19 protein-coding genes are annotated in these 25,164 nt (G+C 73.0%); 4 read left to right on the top strand and 15 right to left on the bottom strand.

Going from position 1 to position 25,164, the window contains the following annotated elements:
- Nucleotides 1-57: 57 nt before the first annotated feature.
- Genes AB0J71_RS09845 through AB0J71_RS09825 form a run of 5 tightly spaced genes read right to left on the bottom strand, consistent with a single transcriptional unit; the run spans nt 58 to nt 6,314 of the window.
- Entirely contained in the window at nt 58-1,644 is a 1,587-nt protein-coding gene (locus tag AB0J71_RS09845; protein WP_352323090.1) for an acyl-CoA synthetase, read from the bottom strand.
- Nucleotides 1,644-2,792, bottom strand: a complete 1,149-nt coding sequence (locus tag AB0J71_RS09840) for a thiolase domain-containing protein (RefSeq protein ID WP_352323091.1) — start codon at nt 2,790-2,792, stop codon at nt 1,644-1,646. The genes AB0J71_RS09845 and AB0J71_RS09840 overlap by 1 nt, the downstream gene beginning before the upstream one ends.
- Before the next feature lie 3 nt (nt 2,793-2,795).
- Nucleotides 2,796-3,815 (bottom strand): thiolase domain-containing protein, encoded by a 1,020-nt coding sequence (locus AB0J71_RS09835; RefSeq protein ID WP_364413616.1) that lies wholly within the window; start codon nt 3,813-3,815, stop codon nt 2,796-2,798.
- Entirely contained in the window at nt 3,812-4,714 is a 903-nt protein-coding gene (locus tag AB0J71_RS09830) for an OB-fold domain-containing protein (RefSeq protein WP_352323093.1), read from the bottom strand. Before AB0J71_RS09830 ends, AB0J71_RS09835 begins: the two co-directional genes overlap by 4 nt.
- Nucleotides 4,704-6,314 carry an acyl-CoA synthetase gene (locus tag AB0J71_RS09825; protein ID WP_364413614.1) on the bottom strand — a complete coding sequence of 537 codons (1,611 nt, stop codon included), beginning with the start codon at nt 6,312-6,314 and terminating at the stop codon, nt 4,704-4,706. Before AB0J71_RS09825 ends, AB0J71_RS09830 begins: the two co-directional genes overlap by 11 nt.
- Before the next feature lie 125 nt (nt 6,315-6,439).
- On the opposite strand from AB0J71_RS09825, the gene AB0J71_RS09820 reads away from it, so the two are divergent.
- Both AB0J71_RS09820 and AB0J71_RS09815 read left to right on the top strand, forming a co-directional pair.
- Nucleotides 6,440-7,249: a crotonase/enoyl-CoA hydratase family protein gene (locus AB0J71_RS09820; RefSeq protein ID WP_364413612.1), complete on the top strand. Its 810-nt coding sequence runs from the start codon at nt 6,440-6,442 to the stop codon at nt 7,247-7,249.
- Nucleotides 7,250-7,354: 105 nt separating this feature from the next.
- Nucleotides 7,355-7,828 (top strand): carboxymuconolactone decarboxylase family protein, encoded by a 474-nt coding sequence (locus tag AB0J71_RS09815; RefSeq protein WP_352323096.1) that lies wholly within the window; start codon nt 7,355-7,357, stop codon nt 7,826-7,828.
- Nucleotides 7,829-7,978: 150 nt separating this feature from the next.
- On the opposite strand, the gene AB0J71_RS09810 is transcribed toward AB0J71_RS09815, so the two are convergent.
- The 5 genes from AB0J71_RS09810 to AB0J71_RS09790 form a co-directional block, all read right to left on the bottom strand.
- Entirely contained in the window at nt 7,979-9,085 is a 1,107-nt protein-coding gene (locus AB0J71_RS09810; protein WP_352323097.1) for a nitronate monooxygenase family protein, read from the bottom strand.
- A gap of 89 nt (nt 9,086-9,174) precedes the next feature.
- Nucleotides 9,175-9,915, bottom strand: coding sequence for an SDR family NAD(P)-dependent oxidoreductase (locus AB0J71_RS09805; protein WP_364413610.1), 741 nt, complete (start codon nt 9,913-9,915; stop codon nt 9,175-9,177).
- A gap of 52 nt (nt 9,916-9,967) precedes the next feature.
- A complete protein-coding gene (locus tag AB0J71_RS09800; RefSeq protein ID WP_364413608.1) occupies nt 9,968-11,287 on the bottom strand; it encodes an FAD-binding oxidoreductase in 1,320 nt (439 codons plus the stop codon).
- Nucleotides 11,284-12,171, bottom strand: coding sequence for a decaprenyl-phosphate phosphoribosyltransferase (locus tag AB0J71_RS09795; protein ID WP_364413606.1), 888 nt, complete (start codon nt 12,169-12,171; stop codon nt 11,284-11,286). The genes AB0J71_RS09800 and AB0J71_RS09795 overlap by 4 nt, the downstream gene beginning before the upstream one ends.
- Complete coding sequence (locus tag AB0J71_RS09790) at nt 12,168-13,088, bottom strand: DUF3068 domain-containing protein (RefSeq protein ID WP_352323101.1); 921 nt, start codon at nt 13,086-13,088, stop codon at nt 12,168-12,170. The genes AB0J71_RS09795 and AB0J71_RS09790 overlap by 4 nt, the downstream gene beginning before the upstream one ends.
- A 120-nt stretch (nt 13,089-13,208) precedes the next feature.
- Here AB0J71_RS09790 and AB0J71_RS09785 point away from each other — a divergent pair, with 120 nt between their 5' ends.
- Nucleotides 13,209-14,456: an acyltransferase gene (locus AB0J71_RS09785; RefSeq protein WP_352323102.1), complete on the top strand. Its 1,248-nt coding sequence runs from the start codon at nt 13,209-13,211 to the stop codon at nt 14,454-14,456.
- Here AB0J71_RS09785 and AB0J71_RS09780 read toward each other — a convergent pair.
- Nucleotides 14,399-16,222, bottom strand: coding sequence for a hypothetical protein (locus AB0J71_RS09780; protein WP_352323103.1), 1,824 nt, complete (start codon nt 16,220-16,222; stop codon nt 14,399-14,401). The genes AB0J71_RS09785 and AB0J71_RS09780 overlap by 58 nt on opposite strands.
- Before the next feature lie 34 nt (nt 16,223-16,256).
- Between AB0J71_RS09780 and AB0J71_RS09775 the strand changes: the two genes are divergently transcribed.
- Entirely contained in the window at nt 16,257-16,994 is a 738-nt protein-coding gene (locus AB0J71_RS09775) for a methyltransferase domain-containing protein (RefSeq protein ID WP_352349378.1), read from the top strand.
- Here the strand turns inward: AB0J71_RS09775 and AB0J71_RS09770 are convergent.
- The 4 genes from AB0J71_RS09770 to AB0J71_RS09755 are packed head-to-tail and all read right to left on the bottom strand — an operon-like array spanning nt 16,935 to nt 25,103.
- Complete coding sequence (locus AB0J71_RS09770) at nt 16,935-17,912, bottom strand: DUF3068 domain-containing protein (RefSeq protein ID WP_364413604.1); 978 nt, start codon at nt 17,910-17,912, stop codon at nt 16,935-16,937. The genes AB0J71_RS09775 and AB0J71_RS09770 overlap by 60 nt on opposite strands.
- Nucleotides 17,909-19,747 carry a hypothetical protein gene (locus AB0J71_RS09765; protein ID WP_364413602.1) on the bottom strand — a complete coding sequence of 613 codons (1,839 nt, stop codon included), beginning with the start codon at nt 19,745-19,747 and terminating at the stop codon, nt 17,909-17,911. Before AB0J71_RS09765 ends, AB0J71_RS09770 begins: the two co-directional genes overlap by 4 nt.
- On the bottom strand, nt 19,744-23,883 hold the full coding sequence (locus AB0J71_RS09760; RefSeq protein WP_364413600.1) for an alpha-(1->3)-arabinofuranosyltransferase: 4,140 nt from the start codon (nt 23,881-23,883) through the stop codon (nt 19,744-19,746). Before AB0J71_RS09760 ends, AB0J71_RS09765 begins: the two co-directional genes overlap by 4 nt.
- Entirely contained in the window at nt 23,880-25,103 is a 1,224-nt protein-coding gene (locus AB0J71_RS09755; protein ID WP_352321740.1) for a glycosyltransferase family 4 protein, read from the bottom strand. The genes AB0J71_RS09760 and AB0J71_RS09755 overlap by 4 nt, the downstream gene beginning before the upstream one ends.
- Between the last annotated feature and the right edge of the window lie 61 nt (nt 25,104-25,164).

Below are 25,164 nucleotides of genomic sequence, written 5' to 3'. Positions count from 1 at the left end.
CGAGGGCGCGCGGGCCACGCGGTGGGGGTGGGGTGGTCAGGGCGTGCGTTGGGGTGGTCAGGGGGTGGCGGTCTCGGCGGTCTGCCTGGCCCAGCGGTAGTCGGCCTTGCCGGCGGGCGAGCGGACCATCTCCTTCACGAACGCGTACGAACGCGGCACCTTGTACCCCGACAACGACGCCCGGCAGTGGGCGTCCAGCTCGGCGGCGGTCACCTCGACGCCGGGACGCGGCTCGACCACGGCCGCCACCCTGCTTCCCCACCGCTCGTCCGGCACGCCGGTCACCACCGCGTCGAACACCCCTGGATGGCCCTTGAGCACGGCCTCGACCTCCTCGGGGAACACCTTCTCGCCGCCGGTGTTGATGCACTGCGAGCCGCGGCCGAACACGTGCACGGTGCCGTCGGCGTCCACGGTCGCCAGGTCGCCGGTGAGCAGCCAGCGGGTGCCGTCGGGGTCGGTGACGAAGGTGCGCGCCGACTTGTCCGGGTCGTTGTAGTAGCCGAACGCCACCCGCCCGGACCTGGCCACCGTCCCCATCTGCCCCGAACCCGGCGGAACGGGACGTCCCCGCTCGTCCAGGACGCTGATCCTGGCCGACGGGTTGGGCTGGTAGCGCAGCCCGGTCTCGGGCGTGGAGCCGGGCAGCGCGGAGGCGGTGTAGCCGGACTCCGTCGAGCCGAAGCTGTCCACGATCATGACGTCGGGCAGCAGGCCCTGGAGCCGGTCGCGGACCGCGCCGCTCAGGATCGCGCCGGTGGAGCTGACGACGAACAACGACGACAGGTCGTACGTGCCCGTCTCCAGCGCCTCGGCCAGCGGCCTGGCCATGGCGTCGCCCGTGATGCTCATGGTGAGCACGCGCTCGCGCTCGACCGCCCGCCACACCTCGCCGGCGTCGAACTTGGGGACGAGCACCATCGTCCCGCCCGCCCACCAGCTGATGAAGGTGGCCATCTGCGCGGCGCCGTGCATGAGCGGCGAGGTGGCCATCATGATCATGGGGGTGGCCTTGACGGCCTCGTCGATGACCTCCTGCGGGGTGGTGCGCGGGTCGCCGTACGGGTTGCCGCCGCCGAAGGCCATGAACAGGTCCTCGACGTGCCACATCGCGCCCTTGGGCATGCCGGTGGTGCCGCCGGTGTAGATGATGTAGACGTCCTGGCCGGTGCGCGGGGGGAAGCCGCGTTCCGGCCTGCCGCGCTCCAGCGCCGCCTCGTACGGCACCGCCGAGGCGATCGACGACTCGCCGCCGACCGCGATCAGGTGGTCCAGCAGCGGCGCCTGGTGCGCGACGGCGGCCACACGGGGGTCGAACTCGACGTCGTAGACCAGCGCGCGCAGGTCGGCGTCCTGGTAGAGGTAGAGCAGCTCGGCCTCGACGTACCGGTAGTTGACGTTGATCGGCACGGCCCGGATCTTGAGCGCGGCCAGCAGCCCGGCCAGGTACTCCACGCCGTTGTACAGGTGCAGCCCGACGTGCTGGCCCGGCCGCACGCCCAGGTCGGCGAGGTAGTGGGCGAGCCGGTTGGCCTCGGCGTCCAGCTCGGCGTAGGTGCGCCGCCGCTCGCCGCAGATGACGGCGGTGCGGTCCCCGATCGTGTCGGCGAGTGCTTCGAACAGGTCCGCGTGGTTGAACTCCATCAGGGTCTCTCCCGTCCGACGATCCACATCGCGAAGAACTGGGCTCCGCCGCCGTAGGCGTGGCCGAGCGCCGTGCGGGCGCCGTCCACTTGGTGCTCGCCGGCCTGGCCGCGGACCTGGAGGGCGGCCTCGGCGAACCTGATCAGCCCCGAGGCCCCGATCGGGTTGCTCGACAGCACGCCGCCGGAGGCGTTCCACGGGATGTCGCCGTCGAGGGCCGTGGCGCCGGACTCGGTCAGCTTCCAGCCCTCGCCTTCCGCCGCGAATCCCAGGTTCTCCAGCCACATCGGCTCGTACCAGGAGAAGGGCACGTACACCTCGGCCACGTCGATCTCGCGGCGCGGGTCGGTGACGCCGGCCTGGCGGTAGACGTCGGCGGCGCAGTCCTTGCCGCCCTGGGGGCTGACGGTGTCGCGGCCGGCCCGGAAGATGGGCTCCGAGCGCATGGCGGTGCCGTGCACCCAGGCGGGGGTGCCGGTGACCTTGTGCTCGGCGGCCAGGACCATCGCGCACGCGCCGTCGCTGGACGGGCAGGTCTCCAGGTAGCGGATCGGCTCCCAGAGCATCGGCGTGGACTCGACCATCTTCTGGTCGATGCCGGGGATCCTGAGGTGGGCGTAGGGGTTCTTCAGGGCGTTGAGCCGGTCCTTGACCGCGACCAGCGTGCCGATGTGGCCGGGCGCGCCGGACCTGCGCATGTACTCGCGGATGTGCGGCGCGAAGTAGCCGCCGGCGCCGACCACGAGCGACGCGCTGAAGGGCAGGTGCGTGGACAGCGCCCAGGTGGCGTTGGACTCCGACTGCTTCTCGAAGGCCACCACGAGCACCCGCTCGTGCACGCCGCCCTGGATCAGGCTCGCGCCGACCAGCGCCGTCGAGCCGCCGACGCTGCCCGCGGTGTGCACCCGCATCATCGGCTTGCCCGCCGCGCCGAGCGCGTCGGCGAGGTACGCCTCGGGCATCATCACGCCCTCGAACAGGTCGGGCGCCTTGCCGACCACGACGGCGTCGATGTCCTTGAACGTCAGCCCGGCGTCCTCCAGGGCCCGCAGCGCCGCCTCGCGGACCAGGCCCGCGATGGAGACGTCCCTGCGCTTGGTGGTGTAGTGCGTCTGCCCGACCCCGATCACCGCGCAGCGGTTGCCCATGATTCACGCCTCCAGGACCGTGACGAGGTTGTGCTGCAGGCAGGGGCCGCCGGCGGCGTGCCCGACGGTGCGGCTCGCGCCGCCGTCGAGGATGTGCCGCGCGGCCTCGCCGATGCGGATGAGCCCCGTGGCCATGACGGGGTTGGCGGCGAGCGGCCCGCCGGACGGGTTGATCACCGTGTCGCCGCCCAGTTCGAGCGCCTCGCGCAGGATGAGCTCCTCGTGCGGGAACTGGACGTGCAGCTCGGCCACCTCGACCGGGCCCTTGCCGACGCCGGCGGCCCGTGCGGCGTCGGCCGCGGAGGCCGATCTGGCCAGTTCCCGCATGCCGAGGTAGTGCGGCTCGATGCGGTGGGCGATGCCCTTGACGAAGGCGGGGCGGCTGGTGAGCCGTCCGGCCAGTTCCGCCGTGGCCAGCACGATCGCCGCCGCGCCGTCCGTGACGGGCGGCACGTCCGTCTTTCTGAGGGGTTCGACCGCGACCTCCTCGCCGTCCGGTTCGGGCAGGTCGAGCGCGTACGGGTTGCTCCTGCCGTCCGCCCTGGACCGGCGGACGATCTCGTCGAGCTGCTTCCTGTCCGCGTCGAGCGCGTTCGCCTGGAGTGCGGCCAGGGAGAGCTGGTCGAGGCCGAGGGGTTCCAGGTAGTAGGGGTCGAGCTGGAGGGTCATGATGGTGCGCAGGTCGCCGAGCGACGACTTGCCGAAGCCGTAGACCAGGGCCGAGTCGATGTCGCCGTGCTGGAGGCGGACCCACGCCTCGTACAGGGCCCAGGCGCCGTCCATCTCGACGTGGCTCTCGGAGATGGGCGGCCAGGCGCCGAGCGCGTCCAGGGCGCTGACGAACGAGAACGGCGCCCCGGCCAGGTAGTCGCAGCTCCCGGAGCAGGTGAAGCCGAACCTGGTCAGCCCGGTCCGCTCCTTGACCTCGCTGATCACGGGCAGGATCAGCTCGGGCTCGGTGAGCCCGGTGTCGTGGTCGGTGTGGACGGTCTGCGCGAACGCGACGATCGCGACCTCTCTCATGACAGCTCCACGTCGGGCTCGCCGGTGGGGGCGAACCAGCGGATGTTCGCCATGGACTTGCTCCGCTCCTCCTCGGGCACCCAGACGGCCCTGACCCGCATGCCCTGGCGCACCTCGTGCGCGGGTACGTCGCCGATCAGGGCGATCATGGGGATGTCGGCGTGGTCGAGCAGGATGTAGGCGGAGACGAACGGCACTTCGGGCGCGCGCGGATCCGGCAGGTTGTTGATGGCGAACGTGGTGATCGTCCCGGTGTCGGGGAGTTCGAGCGTCTCCGGGATGAGACCTCCGCACTGGGGGCAGGACATCCGGTACGGCACGTACACCTGGTCGCACTGCTCGCAACGTCCGCCGAGGAAGACGCCGCGCTCGACGCCCTCCAGGAAGACGCGGAGCGAGCCGCCCGCCTGGAGGCGGTACTCGGCCCGCACGTTGGACACGATCTTCGTGACCTCGGGTGCGAAGTGGGCGATGTCGGTGATGTGGCCCGTGGGCCGGTCGCGCCACACCGGCCAGACGCGGGAGCCCTTCGACAGCGCCTTGGGGCCGTCGGCGGCGACGGCGTGCACGAGCGCGGTGTCGGCGCCGTCCAGCAGGATCGTGGCCCAGGCGAAGGGCCGGTCGAGCGGGTGGTTCGCCAGGGGCTCGGGCACCCAGGCCCAGGAGGTCACCGTGCCGGCCGGGCCGACCTCGACGTACTCGGAGGTGACGGGGTCGCCGGTGGCGGGGTCGTATTCGAGGGGCGGCACGAGCACCTTGCCCTCTTTCGTGCGCACTCCGACGATGCGGCGGCCGCGCAACTCGGTGAGGAAGCGCCCGATCACCGGCCCGGTGGTCCGGGTGTAGCCGCCGGGGAACTCCAGGACGTGCTGGGCGACCAGCGGATCGTCAGATGGCACGGTCGTGACCCTCCCAGTACGGTGCGCGGAGCTTGCGCTTGAGCAGCTTGCCGTTGGGCTCGCGGGGCATCTCGGCGATGAAGTCGACGCTCTTGGGCCACTTCATCCGGGCCAGGCGGCCCTCCAGCGAGGCGATCAGCTCGGCCGCGAGCTCGGGACCCGGCGCGACGCCCGGCGCGGGCTCGACGACGGCCTTGATCTGCTCGCCCCAGTCGTCGTCCGGGATGCCGAACACGGCCACGTCCGCGACCTTGGGGTGGATCATGAGCTCGTTCTCGATCTCGGCCGGGTAGATGTTCGTCCCGCCGGAGATGATCATGTCGGCCTTGCGGTCGCAGAGGAAGAGGAAGCCGTCCTCGTCCAGGTATCCGATGTCGCCGACCGTGAAGTAGTCCTTGAGCCGGTTCGCGGCGGTCTTGTCGGGGTCGCCCTTGTACTCGAAGGGCACGCCCATCATCTTCATGTAGATCGTGCCGGGAGTGCCGGTCGGTACGGGTTCGCCCTCGTCGTCCGCGATCAGCAGCTCGCTGATCGGCCAGGCGGAGCCGACCGTGCCCGGATGCGCCTTCCAGCCCTCGGGCGTGGCCAGGGTGCCGCCGCCCTCGGTGGCCGCGTAGTACTCGTAGATGCAGTCGCCCCACCACTCGAACATCGCCCATTTGACCGGGACGGGGCAGGGGGCGGCGGCGTGGATCATCCACCTGAGCGAGGACAGGTCGTACTTGGCCCTGGTGGCCTCGGGGAGCGCGAGCAGGCGCTTGAAGTGCGTGGGAACCATGTGGGAGTTCGTGACGCGGTAGCGCTCGCACAGCCGGAGCGTCTCCTCGGCGTCCCATCTGTCCATGTAGACGAGGGTGTGGCCCATGTGCAGGGCGCTGCCGCCGAACTGGGTGACGGCGGTGTGGTAGCTGGGCGAGGTGACCAGGTGCGCGTTGGGCGGCCCGGCCGTGATGCCGAACAGGCCGAGCAGGAAGGTCATCAGCTCGGCGCCGTCGTCGGGGTCGAGGCCGCTCAGCGTGCGCCTGACGCCCTTGGGCCGGCCGGTGGTGCCCGAGGTGTAGTGCATGGTGGCGCCGGCCGTGCGGCCGGGCGGCGCGGTGTCCGGCTGCCCGGCGGTCAGCTCGCTCGCCGGGCGGAAGCCGTCCCCGCCGCCGTCCCCGCCGCCGTCCCCGCCGCCGTCCCCGCCGCCGTCCCCGCCGCCGTCCCCGCCGCCGTCTCCGAGGAGGAAGCGGCGGTGCGGCTCGATCGCCTCGGCTCCCCTGGCGCCCTCCTGGAGGAAGCGGGGGTGGACGAAGAACGCCTTGGCCTCGCTGTCGGAGACGATGTAGCCGATCTCCGGGCCGGTGAGGTGCCAGTTGATCGGCGTGTAGTACCAGCCGGCCTGGAGCGCGGCCAGGTAGAGGACGAGGCCGTCCGCGCCGTTCGGGACCAGGCCGCAGATTCCGTCGCCCGGCTCCAGGCCGAGCTCGCGTAACCCGTGGACGAGGCGGTTCGAACGGGCCAGGAGGTCACCCGCGCGGTGCTCCGTGCCGTCGGGGTCGACGGCCGCGATCCACTCGGGATCCGCCTGCGCCAGCCTCCAGAAACCGAGCGTGCCCATCTGATCTCCTCAGCTCAGGCGTAGCAAAACAGGAACTTGTTCTCGTTTGCTGTGCGGAGCGTATCCCGCGGGTAAAGTGCGGAGCAAGCGCTTGATTCATTGCTTCTGGGATTCGGGAGGCGTACATGGAGCTTCTGCCGATCAGCACCCCGCACTGCCGGGTGGAACGCGACGGCCACGTCCTGACCGTCACGATGAACCGGCCGGAGGCCCGCAACGCCCTCTCCTCGGACATGCTGATCGGGCTGGCCTCGGCGTGGGCGTACGCGTCGGCCGAGCCCTCGATCCGGGTCGCGATCCTGACCGGGGCGGAGGGCACGTTCTGCGCCGGGGCCGACCTCAAGGCCATGGGCCAACCCTCGACCGATCCCGAGGTTCAGGCAAGGGCCGCCCAGATCCCGAATTTTCACTGGAAGGGGCTGCTGAGGGAGGACCTGCCGACCAAGCCGATCATCAGCGCTGTCGAGGGGTACGCGGTCGCCGGCGGCACGGAGCTGCTGGTCGGGACGGACCTGAGAGTGGTCGCCGAATCGGCCACCCTGGGGCTGTTCGAGGCCAAACGCGCACTCTTCCCCATGGGCGGCTGCGCCGTCCGGCTGCCCCGCCAGATCCCCTACTGCCACGCCATGGACCTGCTGCTCACCGGCCGTTCCGTGACCGCCGCCGAGGCCCTGGCGATGGGGCTGGTCAACCGGGTGGTGCCGTGCGGGCGGGCGCTGGAGACGGCCCGGGAACTGGCAGCGGACATCGCCGCCTCCGGGCCGCTGGCGGTCCAGGCCATTCTGCGGACGTACCGGGACACCCTGGGCATGCCGGAGCCCGAGGCCCTGAAGGTGTCGGACGAGCTCGGCTGGCCGGTGATCGGCTCGGAGGACGCCAAGGAGGGCACTCGGGCGTTCCGCGAGAAGCGCCCGGCCCGCTACGAAGGCCGCTGACCACTCCCCAGGAGGAGAGACGCACGTCACATCCGTTCCTGTCACATCCCGTCGGGCTGCCCCGTCCCAGAGGTGGAAGCAGTCGACGACGACAAGGAGCGCGTCATGGAAGCCCGTCTGAACGTCTTCGAGAACCAGGTCGCGACCAAGGCTATGAAGCACCTCATCAGCACCAACAAGGTCATCATGGACTCGGGCCTGCCCCACGCCACGCAGGAGCTCGTGAAGATCCGGGCCAGCCAGATCAACGGCTGCGGCTTCTGCACCGACATGCACACCAAGGACGCCGCGCACGCCGGCGAGACCTCGATCCGGCTCAACCTGGTCGCCGCCTGGCGCGAGGCCAAGGTGTTCACCGAGGCCGAGCGGGCCGCGCTGGAGCTGGCCGAGCAGGGCACCCGCATCGCCGACGGCGCCGGCGGCGTCCCGGAGGAGGTCTGGGCGAACGCCGCCAAGCACTACGACGAGGAGCAGCTCGGGGCGCTGGTGTGCCTGATCGCCCTGATCAACGCCTTTAACCGGGTGAACGTCATCGTCCAGCAGCCCGCGGGCGACTACGTGCCCGGCATGTTCGGCTGACGGAGAACCGCCGGAGAGCTGCCGGGAGAGCCGCCGGAACCGCGGCCTGCGGGAAGGGAGTCAGTCCCGCAGGCCGCCGAGGCCCGTCCGCACCAGGCGCTCGCGGACGCCGCCGGGCAGCGGCACGCCCCCACGGCGACAGCCGGGCGGTCAGTCCCGGGTGATGCGGTCGAGGCGTTCCAGGGCCTCCGCGTACTCCTCCACGAGCCCGAACACCACGTCCTTCGTCGAGCGCACCTGGTTGGTGAGGCCGATGACCTGCCCGGCGGGGAACGTGGCCAGCTCCGAGGCGTCCGAGCGGCCGATCCGGCGCAGGGCGTCCGAGACGAGCATGAACTGCAGCGGCATCGGCAGCGTGCCCGGCGACTCCTGCGACTCCCACGCCTCGGTCCACTCGTTCCTGAGCAGGCGGGCGGGCTTGCCGGTCCAGCTCCGGGAGCGCACGGTGTCGCGCGAGGTGGCCTCCAGGATGCGGCGTTTCGCCATCTCGGGGGTGTCGGCCTCCTCGACGGTGAGCCAGAGGGAGCCGGTCCAGACGCCCTCCGCGCCCAGCGCCATGCCGGCCGCCATCTGCCGGCCGTTCCCGATGCCGCCCGCCGCGAGGACGGGGACGTCCACGGCGTCCACCACCTGCGGGATGAGCACCATGGTCGAGATCTCGCCGGTGTGGCCGCCGGCCTCGGTGCCCTGGGCGACGACGACGTCCACGCCGACCTCGACCTGCTTGAGCGCGTGCCGCGGGGTCGAGGCCAGGGCGGCGACCTTGACGCCGTGCCGGTGGGCGAGGTCCACGACGTCGGCCGGGGGCGGCCCGAGGGCGTTGGCCAGCAGGGCGATGGGATGGCGGAGCGCGACCTCGACCTGGGGACGCGCGGTGGCGTCGGTCCAGCCGAGCAGCACCCGGCCGGGGTCGGCGTCGGACGACAGCGGCGGCACGCCGTGCCTGCCCAGCAGGTTCTCGACGAACGCGCGGTGCCCCTCGGGGATCATCGCCTGCAGGCGGCCGACGAGCTCCTCGGGGGCGAAGTCGGCGCCCTCGTAGGAGGCGGGCATGACCACGTCCACGCCGTACGGTCTGCCGTCGACGTGGTCGTCGATCCACTTGAGCTCCATCTCGAGCTCTTCCGGGGTGAAGTAGAGCGCGCCGAGCACTCCCATGCCGCCCGCGCGGCTGACCGCGGCGACCACGTCCCTGCAGTGGCTGAAGGCGAAGATCGGGAGCTCGATTCCGAACATGTCCGTGACCCGTGTCCGCATAGCCCGACGATAAGCCGCGCCGCAGCCGAACTGCAACGTGTTCTACTCTAGAACCTTTCGTCGGTCGGCCTCCGGGCCTGGGACGCGTTCTAGCGCGGCAGCCGCCGCCAGAGCGGCCGCGGCAGCAGGCGCAGCAGGCCGAACGCCGGGCCGAGCGCCCGCGGCACCCACACGGACGACGCGCCCTCGCGCAGCGCGCGCACGGTGGCCAGGGCCACCTGGCGGGGCGTCGAGGAGAGCGGCGCCGGCGGCAGGCCCTTGGTCATCCGCCCGACCACGAAGCCCGGACGCACGATCAGCACGCGCGCGCCCGAGCCGTGCAGCGCGTCGCCGAGCCCCTGCGCGAACCCGTCGAGCCCGGCCTTGGCCGAGCCGTAGACGAAGTTGGCCTTGCGCACCCGGGCCCCGGCGACCGACGAGAGCACCACGAGGGTGCCGTGCCCCTGCTCGCGCAGGACCCTGGCGGCGTGCAGGTCCACCGAGACGTGGCCGCCGTAGTTGACCGCGACGGCCTCGGCGGCGGCGGCCGGGTCGGCGTCGTAGTCGTCCTGGCTGCCGAGCACGCCGAACGCGGAGATCACCACGTCGAGGTCGCCCACCAGCTCCACGGCCCTGGCCAGGACGGCGGCGTGCGACCCCACGTCCAGCGCGTCGAACGGCAGGACGTGCACCTCGGCGGCGAGGTCCGCCGGCGGCGTGAGCTCGCCCCTGGCGGCCAGCACGACCCGGCTCGCGCCCAGCCCGACCAGCAGCCGGACGATCTCCAGGCCGATCTCGCTCCGCCCGCCCAGCAGCAGCACGCTGTCCACGGCCCCGAGCGCGTTTCTCACGACGCCCCCCGCCCCGGAGCGGCGGCCGCCCGGCTCGCGTCAGAAGTGGTGGTCACAGTCGTAGTCTCCTGGACAGGTCCGAGCGGAACAGGCCCTCCGGGTCGGCCTCGTCCCTGATGCTCCGCCATCGTTCCAGTTCGGGGTACATCGCCGCCATCATGTCGGCGCGCAGCCGGGCGTCCTTGGCGAGGTACACCCGTCCCCCGGCCTGCGCGACGCGCTCGTCGAAGCCGCGCAGGAGCCCGCTCAGGCCGCGCTGACCGGCCGGGATGTCCAGGGCCAGGGTCCAGCCGGGCACGGGGAAGGACAGGAACCCGCCCGAACCGGGACCGAACCGCTTGAGCACCGTCAGGAACGACACCGTCCCGTGGGCCGACAACGACCCGACGACGTCGCGCAACGTCTCCTCCGCGCCGAACGGCACCACGAACTGGTACTGCACGAAGCCGCGCGAGCCGTACATGCGGTTCCAGCCCTCGACGAAGTCGAGCGGGTGGAAGAACGGCGCGATGCCCTGCGTGACCGTCGCGCTCCGCGGCGCCCTGCGGTACCAGAGCTCGTTGAAGGCGCGCACGCTGAGCCCGTTGAGCAGCCCGTCCGGCACCCACGGCGGCGCGTGCAGCCGGGCGCGCGGCGCGAAGACCGGCGGCGGCTTCTCCGCGTCGCGGGGCGCGTGGTCGCCCCTGGTCAGGACGCTGCGGCCCATCCGGCGGCCGCGGGCGAGCAGGTCGATCCAGGCCACCGTGTAGCGGTAGCGGTCGTCGGTGCGGGCCATGACGTCGAGCGTCTCGTCCAGGTCGGCGGTGCGCCGTACGTCCACCCGCATCAGGGACGACTCGACCGGCACGCAGCCGAACGTCGCCTCGGCCACCACCCCGGTCAGGCCCATGCCGCCGACGGTCGCCCGGAAGAGCGGGTCGCCGGGGCGCAGCACCCTGGCGGCGCCGTCGGCGGTCACCAGGGTGAGGGAGCGCACGTGCGCGCCGAAGGAGGAGTCGCGGTGGTGGTTCTTGCCGTGCACGTCGGCCGCGACGGCCCCGCCGACCGTGACGTGCCTGGTCCCGGGGCTCACGGGCACGAACCAGCCGCGGGGCACCAGCGCCGTCATCACCTCGTGCAGGCTGACCCCGCCCGCCGCGGTCACTTCGCCGGTGCGCTCGTCGAGGCTCCAGGCGTCCAGGCCGGTGCAGTCGAGGACGAGGCCGCCGGCGTTCTGGGCGGCGTCGCCGTACGAGCGGCCGAGCCCGCGGGCGACGGCACCGCGGGCCGGCGCGGCCGCGACCAGGTCGCGCAGCTCGTCCAGGGAACGGGGGCGGCGCAGCACGGCGGGGGTGGGCGAGGTGCGGCCCCAGCCGGTGAGGAACGTGCTCACGCGTAGATCCCGAGCCCCACCAGGACGACCAGCGCGGCGGCGAAGACGAGGGTGGGCCGGTCGCGGATCACCAGCTCCTCGGGCTCCTCGCCGCCGCCCCGCTCGACCAGCAGGTTGTGCCGGAGCACGAGGAGCAGGAACGGGACGATGCTCAGCCCATAGAACACGTTCTCGTGCGCGTTCAGCGCCCACAGGCAGTACGTGACGATCATCGCCCCGGACGCCATGATCCGCACGTGCGTGAGGTACGCGGCCGGGTAGGCGGCCAGCGTGGCCCGCGTCCCCGACACGCCCCGCGACCGCAGCTCGGCCTCGCGCTTGCCGGCCACGAGCTGCAGCGCGGCCAGCGAGACGACCACGAGGAACCAGCCGGTCACCGGCACCCCGACGGCGACGGCCCCGGCGTAGGCCCTGATCACGTGGCAGCCGGCGACCGCGATGAGGTCCACGACCTCCTGGTGCTTGAGCCAGGTCGTGTAGGCCAGGGTCAGGGCGACGTACCCGGCGACGACCGCGGGCGCCTGCCAGCCGCCGGCGAGCGCGGCGACCGCGGGCCCGAGGACCAGCAGGACGACGCCCGCCACCCGGGCCGTGCGCACCGACACCGCGCCGGAGGCGACGGCCCGGCGGCGCTTGCGCGGGTGCAGCCGGTCGGCCTCCACGTCGGAGGCGTCGTTCAGCAGGTAGGAGCCGCTGGCGGCCAGGCAGAAGGCGGCCAGGACGAGCAGCGCCGCGAGCAGGCGGCCCGGCTGACCGAGCACCCCGGCCGCCATGGGGGCGGCCAGGACGAGCAGGTTCTTCAGCCACTGACGCGGCCGGGCCGCCCTGACCAGCGCCAGCGCGGGCGCGGGCGACCAGGGCCGGGCGACCACGCCCTGGCTCATGCGGACCGGCGGCCGCGCAGGGCGAGCAGCAGGCCGCCCAGGAGCAGGACGACCCCGACCACGCCGAGCACGATCGGCAGCGTGGTCCTGATCAGGTTGATCTGGCTCTTGCCCTCGGCGGCGCTGTCCACCAGGCCCTTGACCGTGTCGTCGGTCATCTTGGCGGTGGCCACGAACGCCTTGGAGCGCTCGATGCCGTCCTGGCTCTTGAGCACCTCGTTGCGCACCTGCTCCTGCTTGACGGGCGCGCCGGTGGTGGGCTCGATCCAGTAGGTGACGGTGCCGGAGTAGAACCGGTTCAGCTGAACGTCGCCCGAGGTGCCCATGCCGAACCAGGCGGCGGGCGCGTTCAGCGTCTGCGTCCTGGTCTCGGGGACGGTCTGCTCGAACTTGTACGTGGGCAGCCCGTTGACCTGCTCCTCGCCGACGAACCTGGCGTCGAACGCCTTGCCCGCGCTGGCGTTGAAGACCTGGTAGGTCTTCTTCTCCACGTCGAACGGGAACTTGTAGATCTGGCCCTGGAGCTGCACCGGGGCCTTGTCGATGCTGGCGCCGCAGCAGTTGAGGCCGACGCCGGAGCGCTTGTCGAAGGCGCTGCGCCGCTCGCTGAAGTTGATGCCCGGCTTGCTGTTGGTGACGTCGTTGACGGCGGTGAACTCGTCCCAGACGACGCGGTCGTCGTTGGCTTCCTTAACATCGCCGCGGGTGGTCACGATGATGTCGAGGTCGGCGGTGAGCACCTTGCCGTCCGGGATGCTGAAGTACTGGGCGCCCGTCGCGTGCAGTTTGCTGATGCTGTACTGGTCGCCCTTGGCGGCCATGAAGGCGGGCGCGACCTGGAGGCGCACCAGGGGAGCCAGAACGATGAGGAATGCCCCGACGGCGATGAGGACGCTGCCAACGACGACCCGGTTCATGGACCCTCCATGTGCGCAGGTGCACTGACGCCTGTTTGGGTGGTTAAGTACTGAAACGAACTACCTACTCGCCGGTATGTTATTGCGACGAGTGACCGACGTCACCAGGGATGCGGAAACGTGACCGAAACAGGTTCTACTTCGGGCGGGGTGCCGGTGGTCTCAGGACACCAGACCTCGCTCGACGGCGTGCGCGCCGTGGCCGCCTTCGCCGTCCTGCTGTTCCACGTGTCCATGGAGGCGGGGACGGCGCTGGACCCGGGGTTCCTGGGCGGCGTGCTGTCCAGGGGCGAGATCGGCGTGCCGATCTTCTTCACGCTCTCCGGCCTGCTGCTGTACCGGCCGTGGGCGGCCCAGGTCCTGCTCGGCGACCGGGCCCCGGACACCCGCCGCTACCTGTGGAAACGCTTCTTCCGGATCATGCCGGCGTACTGGCTGGTGGTCGCCGTGGCGCTGCTGCTGTGGGGCGACGCGCACCGCGCGGACCCCTGGACGTGGGCGCAGATGTTGTTCCTCGTGCACACCTACGACATCACCCCCTGGTGGTACGGCCTCGGCCCCAAGGGGCTCGGCCAGATGTGGAGCCTCGCGGTCGAGCTGACCTTCTACCTCACGCTCCCGCTGATGGCGGCGGTGCTGCGCAGGTTCGCCCTGCGCGGCGACCCCGACCTGCGGACCAGGGGACGGCGGCTGCTCATCGGCCTGGCCGTCTTCGGCGCGCTGTCCTACGTGTACACGGTCTTCGAGTACTTCCCCGACTACCGGCCCTGGATGAACGTGTGGCTGCCGCGCTCCTGGACGTTCTTCGTGCCCGGCATGGCGCTGGCCGTGCTGACCGTCTGGGCCAGGGCCGAGGACGGCCGCGCCCGGCGGCTGAGCGCCGCGCTGGCCTCCTCGTGGGGCACGTTGTGGGTCATCGCGGGCCTGGCCTACCTCATCGCCGCCACGCCGCTCACCGGGCCGCGCGCGGTCGGTCTGGGCAGCATCTGGACCGCGTTCACCGAGCAGGGCCTCTACACGCTCGTCGCCTTCTGCCTGGTCGCCCCCGCCGCGCTGGCGGCCGGACGGCCCACCCGGGTGCACGAACTGCTCGGCGGCCGGGTGATGAGCTACCTGGGCCAGATCTCCTACGGCGTCTTCCTGTGGCAGTTCGTCATCCTCTACCTCTGGTACGACTTCACCGGCCAGCGGCCGTGGACCGGCAACCTCCTGGTCAACCTGGTCGCCGTCACCGCCATCACGGTCACCATGGCCGGGCTCACCCACCGCTACGTGGAGGAGCCCGCCAGGCGGCTGATCCGCCTGGTGCCTCAGCGCGCCGCCGGGCCCGGCTCGCCGAAGGCCACCGCCCTGAGGCAGAACGCCTGACCCTGCGCCCCGGCCGCGGTGATCCGCATGCCCTTGCCCGGCCCGTCGTGCGGCACGTAGAACAGCGCGCCCATGGCGCCGGTCGCGGGCAGCGTGGCCGCCCGCTGGGCCTCGCCGACCTCCACCACGACCTGCACGGGCCGCGGGCTGACGTACGACATGGCCACCACCACGCCGGGCCCGCCGAAGGACTCGACGGGGAACTCCTTGCCCGCCGGGAAGCACTTGCGCCCCTTGACCGCGTCGAAGAACGGCACCACCCGCCCCACCAGGACGAGCTTGCCCGTGTCGTCCAGCACGTACGGCTCCGACGAGGGCCGCGGGTCGCGCATGCGCTCCCTGGTCGCGTCGTCGGCCAGCGGCGCCAGCACGTACGAGGTCATCCGGCGCTCCCCGTTCCACGGCAGGACGATCTCCGGCGGCACCGGACGGGCGTAGATGTCGGCCTCCCCCGCCGCCGCGGCCAGCGAGGCCTTCGCGTTCTCCAGGTACGTCCTGACCCGGTCGCCGGTGAGCGTGTCGCCGAAGGTGTTGATCGAGATCAGCGACACGACGAGGAAGACGGCGGTCAGCACGCCGCCGACGGCCGGCATGCTCGCCGGCACCGGCCGGCGCAGGACGTCGGGCTCGTCCTCCACCGGCATGACGGCCAGCGCCAGGCAGAGGGCGAAGAGCACGGCGGCGTCGGCGACGTACCGGGTCTCGGCCCCGATCAGGTCCCAGGCGGTGGCCCGCGCGATCACGGTGGGCACCGCGTCGGCGACCACCACGTAGACCGCCAGGATCGCCCACGCCCGCCAGGCCCGCCTGCGGTACACGCAGGTGACCACGACCAGCGCGGCGAGCACCGCCCACGCCACGGCCACGGTCACCGGGGCCGGGTCGGCCAGCCCGCCGGTCGAGGTGACGCCGCCCCAGCGCAGCGGGCCGCCGACGGCCCCCGTCGGGAAGGTCTCACCTAGCAGCCTGCGCAGCAGCCCCGGGACCACCTCGGCCTTCGGGCCGGTCAGCGCGTCGGCCCCGGCGGTGTCGCGGCGCAGCCAGTAGAGCAGCGCGTACCCGGCCAGCAGCAGGCCGTGCGCCCACCAGACCGGCCTGCGCAGCTCGGCGAGCAGGGCGCGGGCCCACAGGCCCCGGCCGAGGTAGGCACTGCTGACGCCGAGCACCACGAACGGGATGAACACCCCCTTGGTGGAGAAGGCCATCCCGACGGCGGTCCAGGCCAGGGCCCGCCAGCGGCCCTGGCCCTCGCGTACGTACCTGACGTGCGCGGCCAGCGCCGCGATCAGCGCGAGCTGCAGCGGCACGGCGTTGAGCGCCGCCGACCACCAGCTCATGGCGGGCACGGTGAGCGGCGCGAACGCGTAGACGGTCAGCGCGGCGAGCACCGCCGCCCGGTCGCCGAACAGCCGCCGCAGCAGCACCAGGAACATGACCGAGGCGGCCCCCTGGATCGCCACGGTCACGAACGACACCAGCGCCCAGCTGTACGGCGCGAGCGACGTGAGCAGCCACACCAGGCCGAGCGCGCCCGGCATGAGGTGCCCCTTGTGCACCCTCATCAGGTACTCCCAGGTCGGCCCGCTGTCGCCGGCCCCGGCCACGAAGAGGAAGTCGTCCTCGACGAAGTAGGCCTTGCTGAGCAGGCTCGCCCGGAACACCAGCGAGATCAGCACGATCAGCAGGCCCACGCCGATGACCGGCCCGGTGCGCACCGCCGGGATGGTGATCTGGAAGGGCTCGGCTCGCTTGACGTCTTCAGCCATGGACGTATCCCTCCACTGCAGTAAGCTCCGCGCCGTGGACACCGAACCGTTCCGAGCGGATCTCGGCAGATCCGTCCGGTTGCTGCGCGCCTTCCGTCTGGAGCAGAGCGACCCCGACTTCTTCTACGGCACCCTGGCCAGGGACACGGTGGCCCAGCTCGCCACCTACACCGACCTGGCCGGCGCGACCGTGGCCGACATCGGCGGCGGCCCCGGCTACTTCGCCGACGCCCTGCGCGCGGTCGGCGCGCGGCCGCTGTGCGTCGACTGCGACGCCGGTGAGATGCGCCTGCGCGACGGCGTGCCGCCCCGCGACGCCGTGCTCGGCAGCGCGCTCGACCTGCCGCTGGCCACCGGCTCGGTGGACGTGTGCTTCTCCTCCAACGTGCTGGAGCACGTGCCCGACCCGCTGCGGATGGCCGACGAGATGGTCCGGGTGACCCGGCCGGGCGGCGTGGTCTACCTGTCGTACACGATCTGGTTCTCGCCCTGGGGCGGCCACGAGACCTCCCCCTGGCACTACCTCGGCGGCCACTACGCCGCCCGCCGCTACGCCCGCACCCACGGCAAGCCGCCCAAGAACGTCTTCGGCGAGAGCATGTACGCCATCGGCGTGGCCAAGCCGCTGGCCTGGGCGCGCAGGAGGCGCGACGTGGAGGTCCTCGACGCGATCCCCCGCTACCATCCACGCTGGGCCAGGCACGTCGTCCACCTACCTGGCATCCGCGAGCTGGTCACCTGGAACCTGCTCCTCGTCCTGCGCCGCAGGTGAGCGCCGCCGCGACAACCACAGGGCGGCCGCCACGCAGCCCGCGCCGAGCAGGCCGCCGCCGATCGGCGCCACCGTGCCGAGCAGCAGGATCCAGCGCTTGTAGGCGGCCGCCGTCGCCAGGGCCGCGGCGACGTCCGGCTCGGCGGTGCGGAAGTCGGCGTCGAGTGCGGTCAGGCGGCCCCGGCCGTCCGCGGTGACCAGCGTCTCGGTCACCTCCTCCAGCGTCCTGACGGGCAGGCCGCTGACCGGTTCGACCCAGTACGTGCGCCGGATCTCGGCGTAGCGGCCGAGGCCGACGTCGCCCTTGCCGGGCAGGCCGAGCAGGCGGCGCGGCAGCGGCGGCGTCTCGCCGGGCACCAGCTGGCGCGGCGTGCGCTGGACGTAGCGGTAGGTCTCGACGCCGCGCACCCGCTCGACCCCGTCGAAGACGGCCGTGACCGGGCGGCGCAGGCGCAGGTCGAACAGCGGGTAGTCGCGGCGCTCGGCATTGAACGGCCAGCGGAAGGCCTGCCCGGTCTGCCGGACGGAGACGTCCTCGTCCAGGTACTCGCCGCAGCAGTTCACGATCTCGCCGGTACGCCGGTCGAAGGCCAGGCGGCGCTCGTGGTAGTCCAGGCGGTGGCCGTCGCGAGTGGCCAGGGAGACCGACTCGCCCCACACCGCGCGGTCGTCGTCGCCGGCCAGCACGTCGCCGATCAGCCACCGGGTCTGGACCAGGTCGCCGGTCGTCTGCCGCATGGTCGCCGGGTCCACGTACGTGGCCGACTCGGCGGTCGCCCTGGTCATGCTCTGCTGTTCCAGGGGGGCCTTGAGCACCCGGTCGTAGACGTACAGGCGGCTCAGCGGGATGAGCGTCAGCAGGAAGGCCCCCACGGCGGCCAGCACCAGCGCGAGACTCCTTCGGCTCGGTGCGGTCACGGCCGGGGCACCGCCTGTCCCGGCGTCACGTCGCCCAGGCACAGGCCGGGCGGCACGTCGTGCACGACGATCCGGTCCGCGCCCGGCACGGCCAGCACGAACACCCGGCCGAAGCCGGCGCGCAGCTTCATGTCGGTGGCCCGGTCGCCCATCCACAGGGTGACCGTCGTGTCGGACCGGGCCGCGTACCCCAGCCTGACCAGGGTGCCCTCGACGCGGGTGACGCGGTTGTCCAGCGGCACCTGGACGGTCCCGCCGGTCACCGGCCAGCACCGGTCGCGGGTGGTGGGCACGAGCGGGATGCCCTGCACGTCCACCGGCCGCAGCCGGCCCTGGTCGTCGAAGACCAGGCCGTCGAGCGCGGCGGGCGGCGCCTGCATCCTGGCCCTGAGCGCGGGCGTGGCCAGCGCGCCCAGCACCCGCGAGGTCAGGCTGTAGGCCCGGTACGAGTTCGGCAGCACCTCCGTCGGCACCAGCCGGTCGTAGATCACGCTGTCGGGGGCCGCCCTGGCCAGCTCGGCGCGGGCGGTCTCGATGTAGTCGTGCCGCCGCTCGGCCCCCAGGTACCCGGCGAACAGCGTCACCGTGACCAGCGACGCGCCCGCGAACAGCCCGAGCATCGCACCGGCCGCCCCGGTCACCCGCTCCCGCGCCGGCAGCGCCCTGCGGTACGGCTCCGCCTCGCCGCGCAGCGGCAGCAGCACCAGGCCCACGACCAGCGCGAGCAGCGGGACGGCGTCGGCGACGTACCGGGTGTCGGTGCCGACGAACGAGCCGAGCAGGTGCACGCGTCCCCACAACACCGGCAGCGCGTCCGCGACGAGCAGGTAGCCCAGCAGCGTGGCCCAGGCCAGGACGGCCCGCCTGCGGTACCGGCTGGTGACCGCCACCAGCGCGGCCAGGACGACCAGGGAGGCGATCACCAGCGGCAGCGGCGGCGAGGCCACCCCCCAGTCGCCGCCCGCGAACCACCGCCACGGCCCGCCGAGCACGGTGGTGGCGAACGTCTTGCCCAGCAGCTCCCACAGGAAGCCCAGGGCCTGGTCGAAGATCGGCAGCGCCCCGGTGTTCGGCGCCGACAAGGACCGCTGGACGTAGAGCGCGCCGAAGGCCACCAGCACGGTGGCGTACATGGCCCAGGCGGCCAGGTATCGGCGCAGCGCGGCGCGCAGGCCGCCGTGGTAGATCGCGGTGAGGGCGAACAGCAGCAGCGGCAGCGCGAACCCCTTGACGAAGCCCAGCAGCCCGACCAGCACCCACAGCGCCGCGGCCACGGCGTGCCGCAGCCGGCCCGTCCGCAGGTGGTGCCAGTGCGAGGCGACCGCCATGGGCAGCGCGACCTGGAGGAACACGGTGTTGAGCCCGGCCGCCCACCAGGCCAGGGCGGGCACGGTGACCGGCGCGAGCAGGAAGACCAGCAGCGGCACGAGCGTCGCCGGCCGCCTGCCGAACATCACCCGCAGCATGCGCAGCACGCCCAGCGCGGCCAGGGCGTGCAGCGCCAGCACCGTGCCGGCCGCCCACCCCCAGTCGAACGGGTGCAGCCGGGAGACCAGCCAGGCCACCAGGAAGCCGCCCGGCATGAACTGGCCGAAGTGGATCCGGGTCAGGTAGTCGAAGGACAGGTCGCTCTCCATCGCCCTGGCCACGAACTCGTAGTCGTCCTCCTTGAAGTACGCCTCCTGGACGACGGCCGCCTTGCCCGCCACCGCGGCGGCGACGAGCAGGAGCCCGGCCAGCAGGACGCCGTGGCGGCGGACCCAGCGGGCGGCACGCGCCACCGGGCCGGGCACCGTGATCACCGTCCCCGGACGTGGCTTGATCGTGTCGGTCACGGAACACTCGTCATGGTCGGGCCGCCGGCGGCGACGGTGATCGGTACGGTGGTCTGCCGGGCCGGCGCGCGCCTGGCCGCCACCTCGACGAGGAGCTGCCCGAGCAGCGGCAGGCAGAGCAGCTGCGCCCACAGGCCGCCCGCGCCGAGCGCCACCGCGACCGTGGCGGCCAGGTAGAGCGCCAGCCCGCCGGGCGGCCCGAGCAGCAGGGTCCAGCGCCGCCGCCCGCGCAGATGCTCGGCCTCCCGCAGCGGACGCGACCAGGCGCCCAGCACGAACGCCACCCCGGCCACGCCCGCCCCCGCCGGCCCGCCGACCCAGTAGCCCAGCGCCACGGCGAACACCGCGACGTGCCGGACCCGTGGCCGGGCGGCCAGGACGGGCGCCAGATGGCGTCCCGGCCGGCCCCTGCCCACCAGGGCCAGCCCGGCGACGAGCAGCGCCAGCGCCCCGCCCGCGGCCAGCCCGGCCCGGTACGGCTCGTCCGGCTCGTAGGTGAGCCTGACCGTCCCGGCCGTGAACGCGGGCAGGAACCAGGCCTGCCGCCAGCCGTCGAGCCGGACCGGCTTGAGCGCCGCGGCCCCCAGCGTGGCCTTCCAGCCGGCGTTGAAGTTCTCGTTGACCACCAGGTAGGCGTCGTCCTGGACGTTCACCTCGACGACCCGCTCGCCGGCCGCCCACGTGGTGACCGGCGTGCGCCGCATGACGGTGGGCCCGGCCGCGGGGCTGCCCGGCTCGTGCCGCACGACCGCCGACTCGACCCGGTACGACTCCCCCGGCCGCACCGACAGCCGGGTCGGACCGGCCACGAGCTGCAGCCGCTCGCAGGTCTCGAAGGTCACCGGCCGGCCGGTGACCACGTCGTGCAGGGTGCCGCCGGTGACGGCGGTGTGCACCTCGTTGCCGTCGATGGTGAGCGTCGGCCCGAAGCCGCACGGCAGCGTGAGCTTGAAGCCGGTCAGCGCGCCGAGCGGCCGCACGCCGGGGAAGGCCACGTCGCTGATCTCGATCGGCCGGCCGCCGGACGCCCCGAACTCCAGCGCCACCTTCCTGGCCTTCATCTCCGGGAAGCGGACGAGCCCGTCCGTGCCGACCCAGCTCTGCCGGACGCCGCCCTCGGCGCGGATCGTCACCCGGACGGGAGGGGCGCCGAGGTAGGAGTCGGGCGTGATGACGCGGATCTGCGACAGCTTCGTCTCGCGGGCCAGCTCGACGTTCAGCGTGGGCCTGGGGTCGAGCGGGTCGGCGAACCAGGCCGTCCTCGGGTCGCCGTCGAAGGCCCAGCGGCCGCCCGCCGCGCCGCTGTCCACCGCGGTGGAGGAGGCGCGCACGCTCAGGGAGTCGCCGGGCAGCGTGCTGAGGCGTTCGATCGTCGCGCGGTCGGTGACCGTGGCGCGGCCCGAGATGCCGTACGCGCCGTCCTTGCCGGTGACGAAGGAGCGGTCGAAGCCGTTGCCGTCGTCGCCCAGCACCTCGTGGCCCTTGGCGCAGCTCCAGGCGGCCGAGCCCCGGACGCAGCCGGGCACGTCGCCGGTCCTGGCGACCGAGATCGTGGCCGGCTCGCCGGTGTCCTCGCGCGGGTCGGGCACGACGATCGAGCGTCCTGGCCGGACGCCGGGGATGTCCAGCTCGGTGATGCCGACCCGGCCGCCGAGGCGGTTCGCCGGCTCGTACGCGGTGGCGACGACCTTCACCCGCAGCCGCTCGACCGGGCCCTTCGGCACGGCCAGCTCCTGCGGGTCGGCGGTCGCGCGCACCTTCTGACGCAGCGCGCCGGCGCCGGTCTCCACGACGACCTCGCTGGGCGGCGGCCCGATCGGCGAGTTCTCGAACGCCACCTGGATCGTGGGGATCGTCAGCGGCTCGGCGAAGGTCACCTCCAGCCACTCGCCGACGGCGCCGTTCCAGCCGGTGGAGCGCCAGCTCGTGCGCCGGTCGCCGTCCAGGGCGGCGAAGGGCTGGTGGCCGGGCTCGCGGCTGTTCGCCGCGGCGCCGACGTCGGCCTCGGAGCTGGAGGCGGTGACGCCCGCGACGCCGGTGAGGCCGGCCGTGGAGACGTACCGCGCCCAGCCGGGGTCGAGCAGGTCGTTGGAGGGCGAGCTGCCGCGCAGGGGCTCGTCCGCGGTGAGCGTGGCGCTGGCGTTGCGGCGCAGGTCGGCGAAGGCGACCTCCCTGCGGCGCAGCGTGTCGGTCAGGATCGTGTCGTGCGCGGGCACCTTGACCACGCCCGCGTCGTCGTTCAGCAGGACGGGCCGGTCGTCGTCCAGGAGGCCCTGCTCGGCCAGGGAGAGCACGGACTCCGGCGCGCCGCCGACGCGCAGCGGGCGGGTGGCGTCCACGGTGCCGACCAGCGGCGCGGCGCCGGCCACGCGGTAGATCTCGACGGCCGGGTAGGGCTGGTCCAGCCAGGCGGCGGCCCGGCCGTACTGGGCGATGCCGACGCCCGGCCCCATCCGGGCCACGAGCGAGACGCCGGGCGAGTCCTCCAGCGCCTGGTGCACCCGGACCGGCCAGGCCGTGCCGATCGTCGCCCGGTCCAGGTCGTTCCGGACGACCAGGTACGACACCCCCATCCGGCGCAGCGTGGCGGCCAGCCCCGGCGAGCCCTTGCCGGTGGCCAGGCGGTCGTCCACGGCGGCCATGAGCCGCGAGATGCCGGCCGAGCCCCACGGCACGATCGTGTGCGTGGCCCAGCGGGCCTGCGAGAGCGCCTGCAGCGGCTCGTCGAGGGGGCGGCCCCACAGGTACTCGCCGCGTTTGGCGCCCGGCACGGCCAGCACCATGCCGTCGCCGGCGTTGCGGTTGAGCCAGGTGATGGCCTGCCGCCAGTAGTCGGGGATGGCGGTGAAGCCGCCGGCGGGGGCGAGGCCGGCGTACAGGATGGGCAGGCCCGACAGGGTCACGAGGCCGGCGGCCAGCACGGTCAGGGGCGTGCGCAGGCGCGGCCGGGCCAGTGAGAGCAGCCCGGCCAGGCCGAGCGCGACGGGCAGCCGGATCAGCGCGTCGAACTTGTGCAGGTTGCGGAAGGCGGCGAGCGGGCCGTCGAGCAGCCCGACCATGAACTGCTCGTGCGGCGTGCCGGGATGGCCGGTGGTGATGATCGCGACCCCGCACAGCAGGCTGATCAGCAGGAACGGCCGCTCGGGCAGCCGGCGCAGGGTGAGCCCCGCCAGGCCGAGCGCGGCCACGACGGCGGTGACCACGATCAGCCACGGGACGGTGGACTGCTGGTGGGCGTCGGGCAGCCAGGTCTGGCCGTCCACGGTCAGGAAGCTGAGCCAGCTCGACGTGCCGCGCAGCGCGTTGACCAGCGACGTCACGCCGGTCGTCGCGGTGGCGGTCTCGATGTAGGGCAGGAAGGAGAAGATGTAGCCGCCGAGGGTGAGCAGCGGGACGGCCCACCACAGCGAGGCCAGCAGCACCAGCGGCAGCCACCAGGCGATCAGGCGGCGCTTGACCGGCCCGCCGCGCCTGGTCAGCAGGTACACCGTCGGCACCACGAGCACGGCCGCCTCGGCCACCGCGTTGACGCCGCCGCAGAACAGGAAGGCGAACGCCGACAGCGCGGCCGACCGGCGCGGCGTCAGCTCGCCCTTGGCCCCCTTGACCAGCGGGAGCAGGATCCACGGCAGCACGGCGCTGGGCAGGAACTCCGAGGAGTTGATGCCGATCAGCGCCTGGGCGTGCGGCGCGAGCGCGTACACGAAGCCGGCCAGGACGCGGGTGTGCGGGCCGCCGACGCCGAACGCGCGGGCGAGCTGGACCACGCCGAGGAAGGCGACGCACAGCACGAGCGACATCCACAGCCGCTGGACGGCCCACGACTCCATGCCCAGCTTGAGGAAGATCGCGTAGAACGGGCCCATCGGGAACAGGTAGCCGTACGCCTGGTTCTGCAGGTGACCGAAGTAGGCGCCGTCCCACAGGTGCAGCGCCCGGCCGAGGAAGCCCAGCGGGTTGACCGCCATGTCGAGCTTCGTCTCGGGGATGATCTTCTCGGTCGAGGTGTTGAACGCGATGGCGCCGAGCAGCAGACAGGACGCGAGCAGCCGCAGCCTGTGCCTGATCCGGGCCTCGTAGCTCTCGACGGTGGAGTCCCCGCGTTCCCCCGGGGGTCCAGGCGAGGCTTGGGTCACTGAGGGGCTCCGCCGCAATCTTGGAGTTTCGCCAGGATAAGTCCGGTCATGTTAGCCCCAGTTCGGGCCCACGTAAATTCCCCGGCCCAGGCGCGGCAGGCCGCGGCCACCTCCGCCCGCCGCCGCGGGTCGGCCAGCTCCTTCAGCGCGCGGCCGGTCACCTCGGCCAGGCTCTCGCCGTCCCGGACGAGCCAGCCGGTGACGCCGTCCCGCACGGAGTCGCGCAGCCCGGCCACGTCGTAGGCCACGGTCGGCACGCCGAGCGCGGCGGCCTCGATCACGGTCAGGCCCCAGCCCTCGAACTCCGAGGCCGTCACGTTCAGCCGGGCGGCGGCCAGCAGGGCGTTCTTGCGCGGCTCGGGCAGGAAGCCGTGCAGCTCGACCCGGCCGTCCAGGCCCCGGGCGGAGATCCGGGCGGCCAGGGCGTCGTGCTCGGGGCCGCGGCCCACGACGTGCACCCGCAGGCCCGGCCAGGCGTCGCCGAGCTCGGCGGCCAGGTCCACGACGCGCTCGATGCGCTTGTGGCCGATCAGGCGGCCGGCGTACACGAGGGCGGGCTCGCCCGCGGCGGCCGGCGGCTCGCTGCGCGCGGGCTCGGCGCAGCCGTTGGGCACGACGGTGACCGGCGCGAGCCAGCGCAGCTTCGTGGCCAGGTCGCGCCTCGACGACTCCGAGACGGTGACCGTCAGGCAGCGCCGGTAGACCAGCCGGGCCACCTCGCCCTCCACGAAGCACCCGATGCGGGCCAGCCAGGCGGGCAGGAAGGCGTGGAACTGCCGGTCGTGGACGTGATGCACGAGGCTGATCACGGGCGTGCGGCGGCGGACGACGAGCGGGGAGAAGAACGGGATGCCGTTCATGGTGTCGATGACGACGTCCACGCGCCGCCGGTGGATCAGCAGCCAGAGCGGCACCAGCAGGTAGACGAGGTACGGGTTGCCCATCCTGCGCAGGTCGACGCCGTCGAGCACCTCGGCGCGGCGCTGCCCGCGCTGGCGGCCGGTGACGAACACGACCGAGGCCCCCTGCGTCAGCAGGAACCGGCTGACCTGCCAGGCGTACTCCTCGGCGCCGCCGGCCGTGGACTGGCAGGGTTCGCGGAAGTTGAGCATCGCCACGCGGACGCCCGCGAGTGGCCGCTCCTCCGCCGTCGCGTCGCTGGTCCGCGGCTCGATCAGCCGTGCCGTGTCCGCCTTGCGCTCACCGGTAAAGACCACCATCACTCCTCGTCGGCGGGCATGCGGGCATGGCGGAGCCACACTCCGTGCTCGCTGTGTATGG

It is taken from the genome of Nonomuraea sp. NPDC049637, from assembly GCF_040675235.1.
Classification (GTDB): domain Bacteria; phylum Actinomycetota; class Actinomycetes; order Streptosporangiales; family Streptosporangiaceae; genus Nonomuraea.
This window is presented reverse-complemented; position numbering and strand designations above follow the sequence as displayed.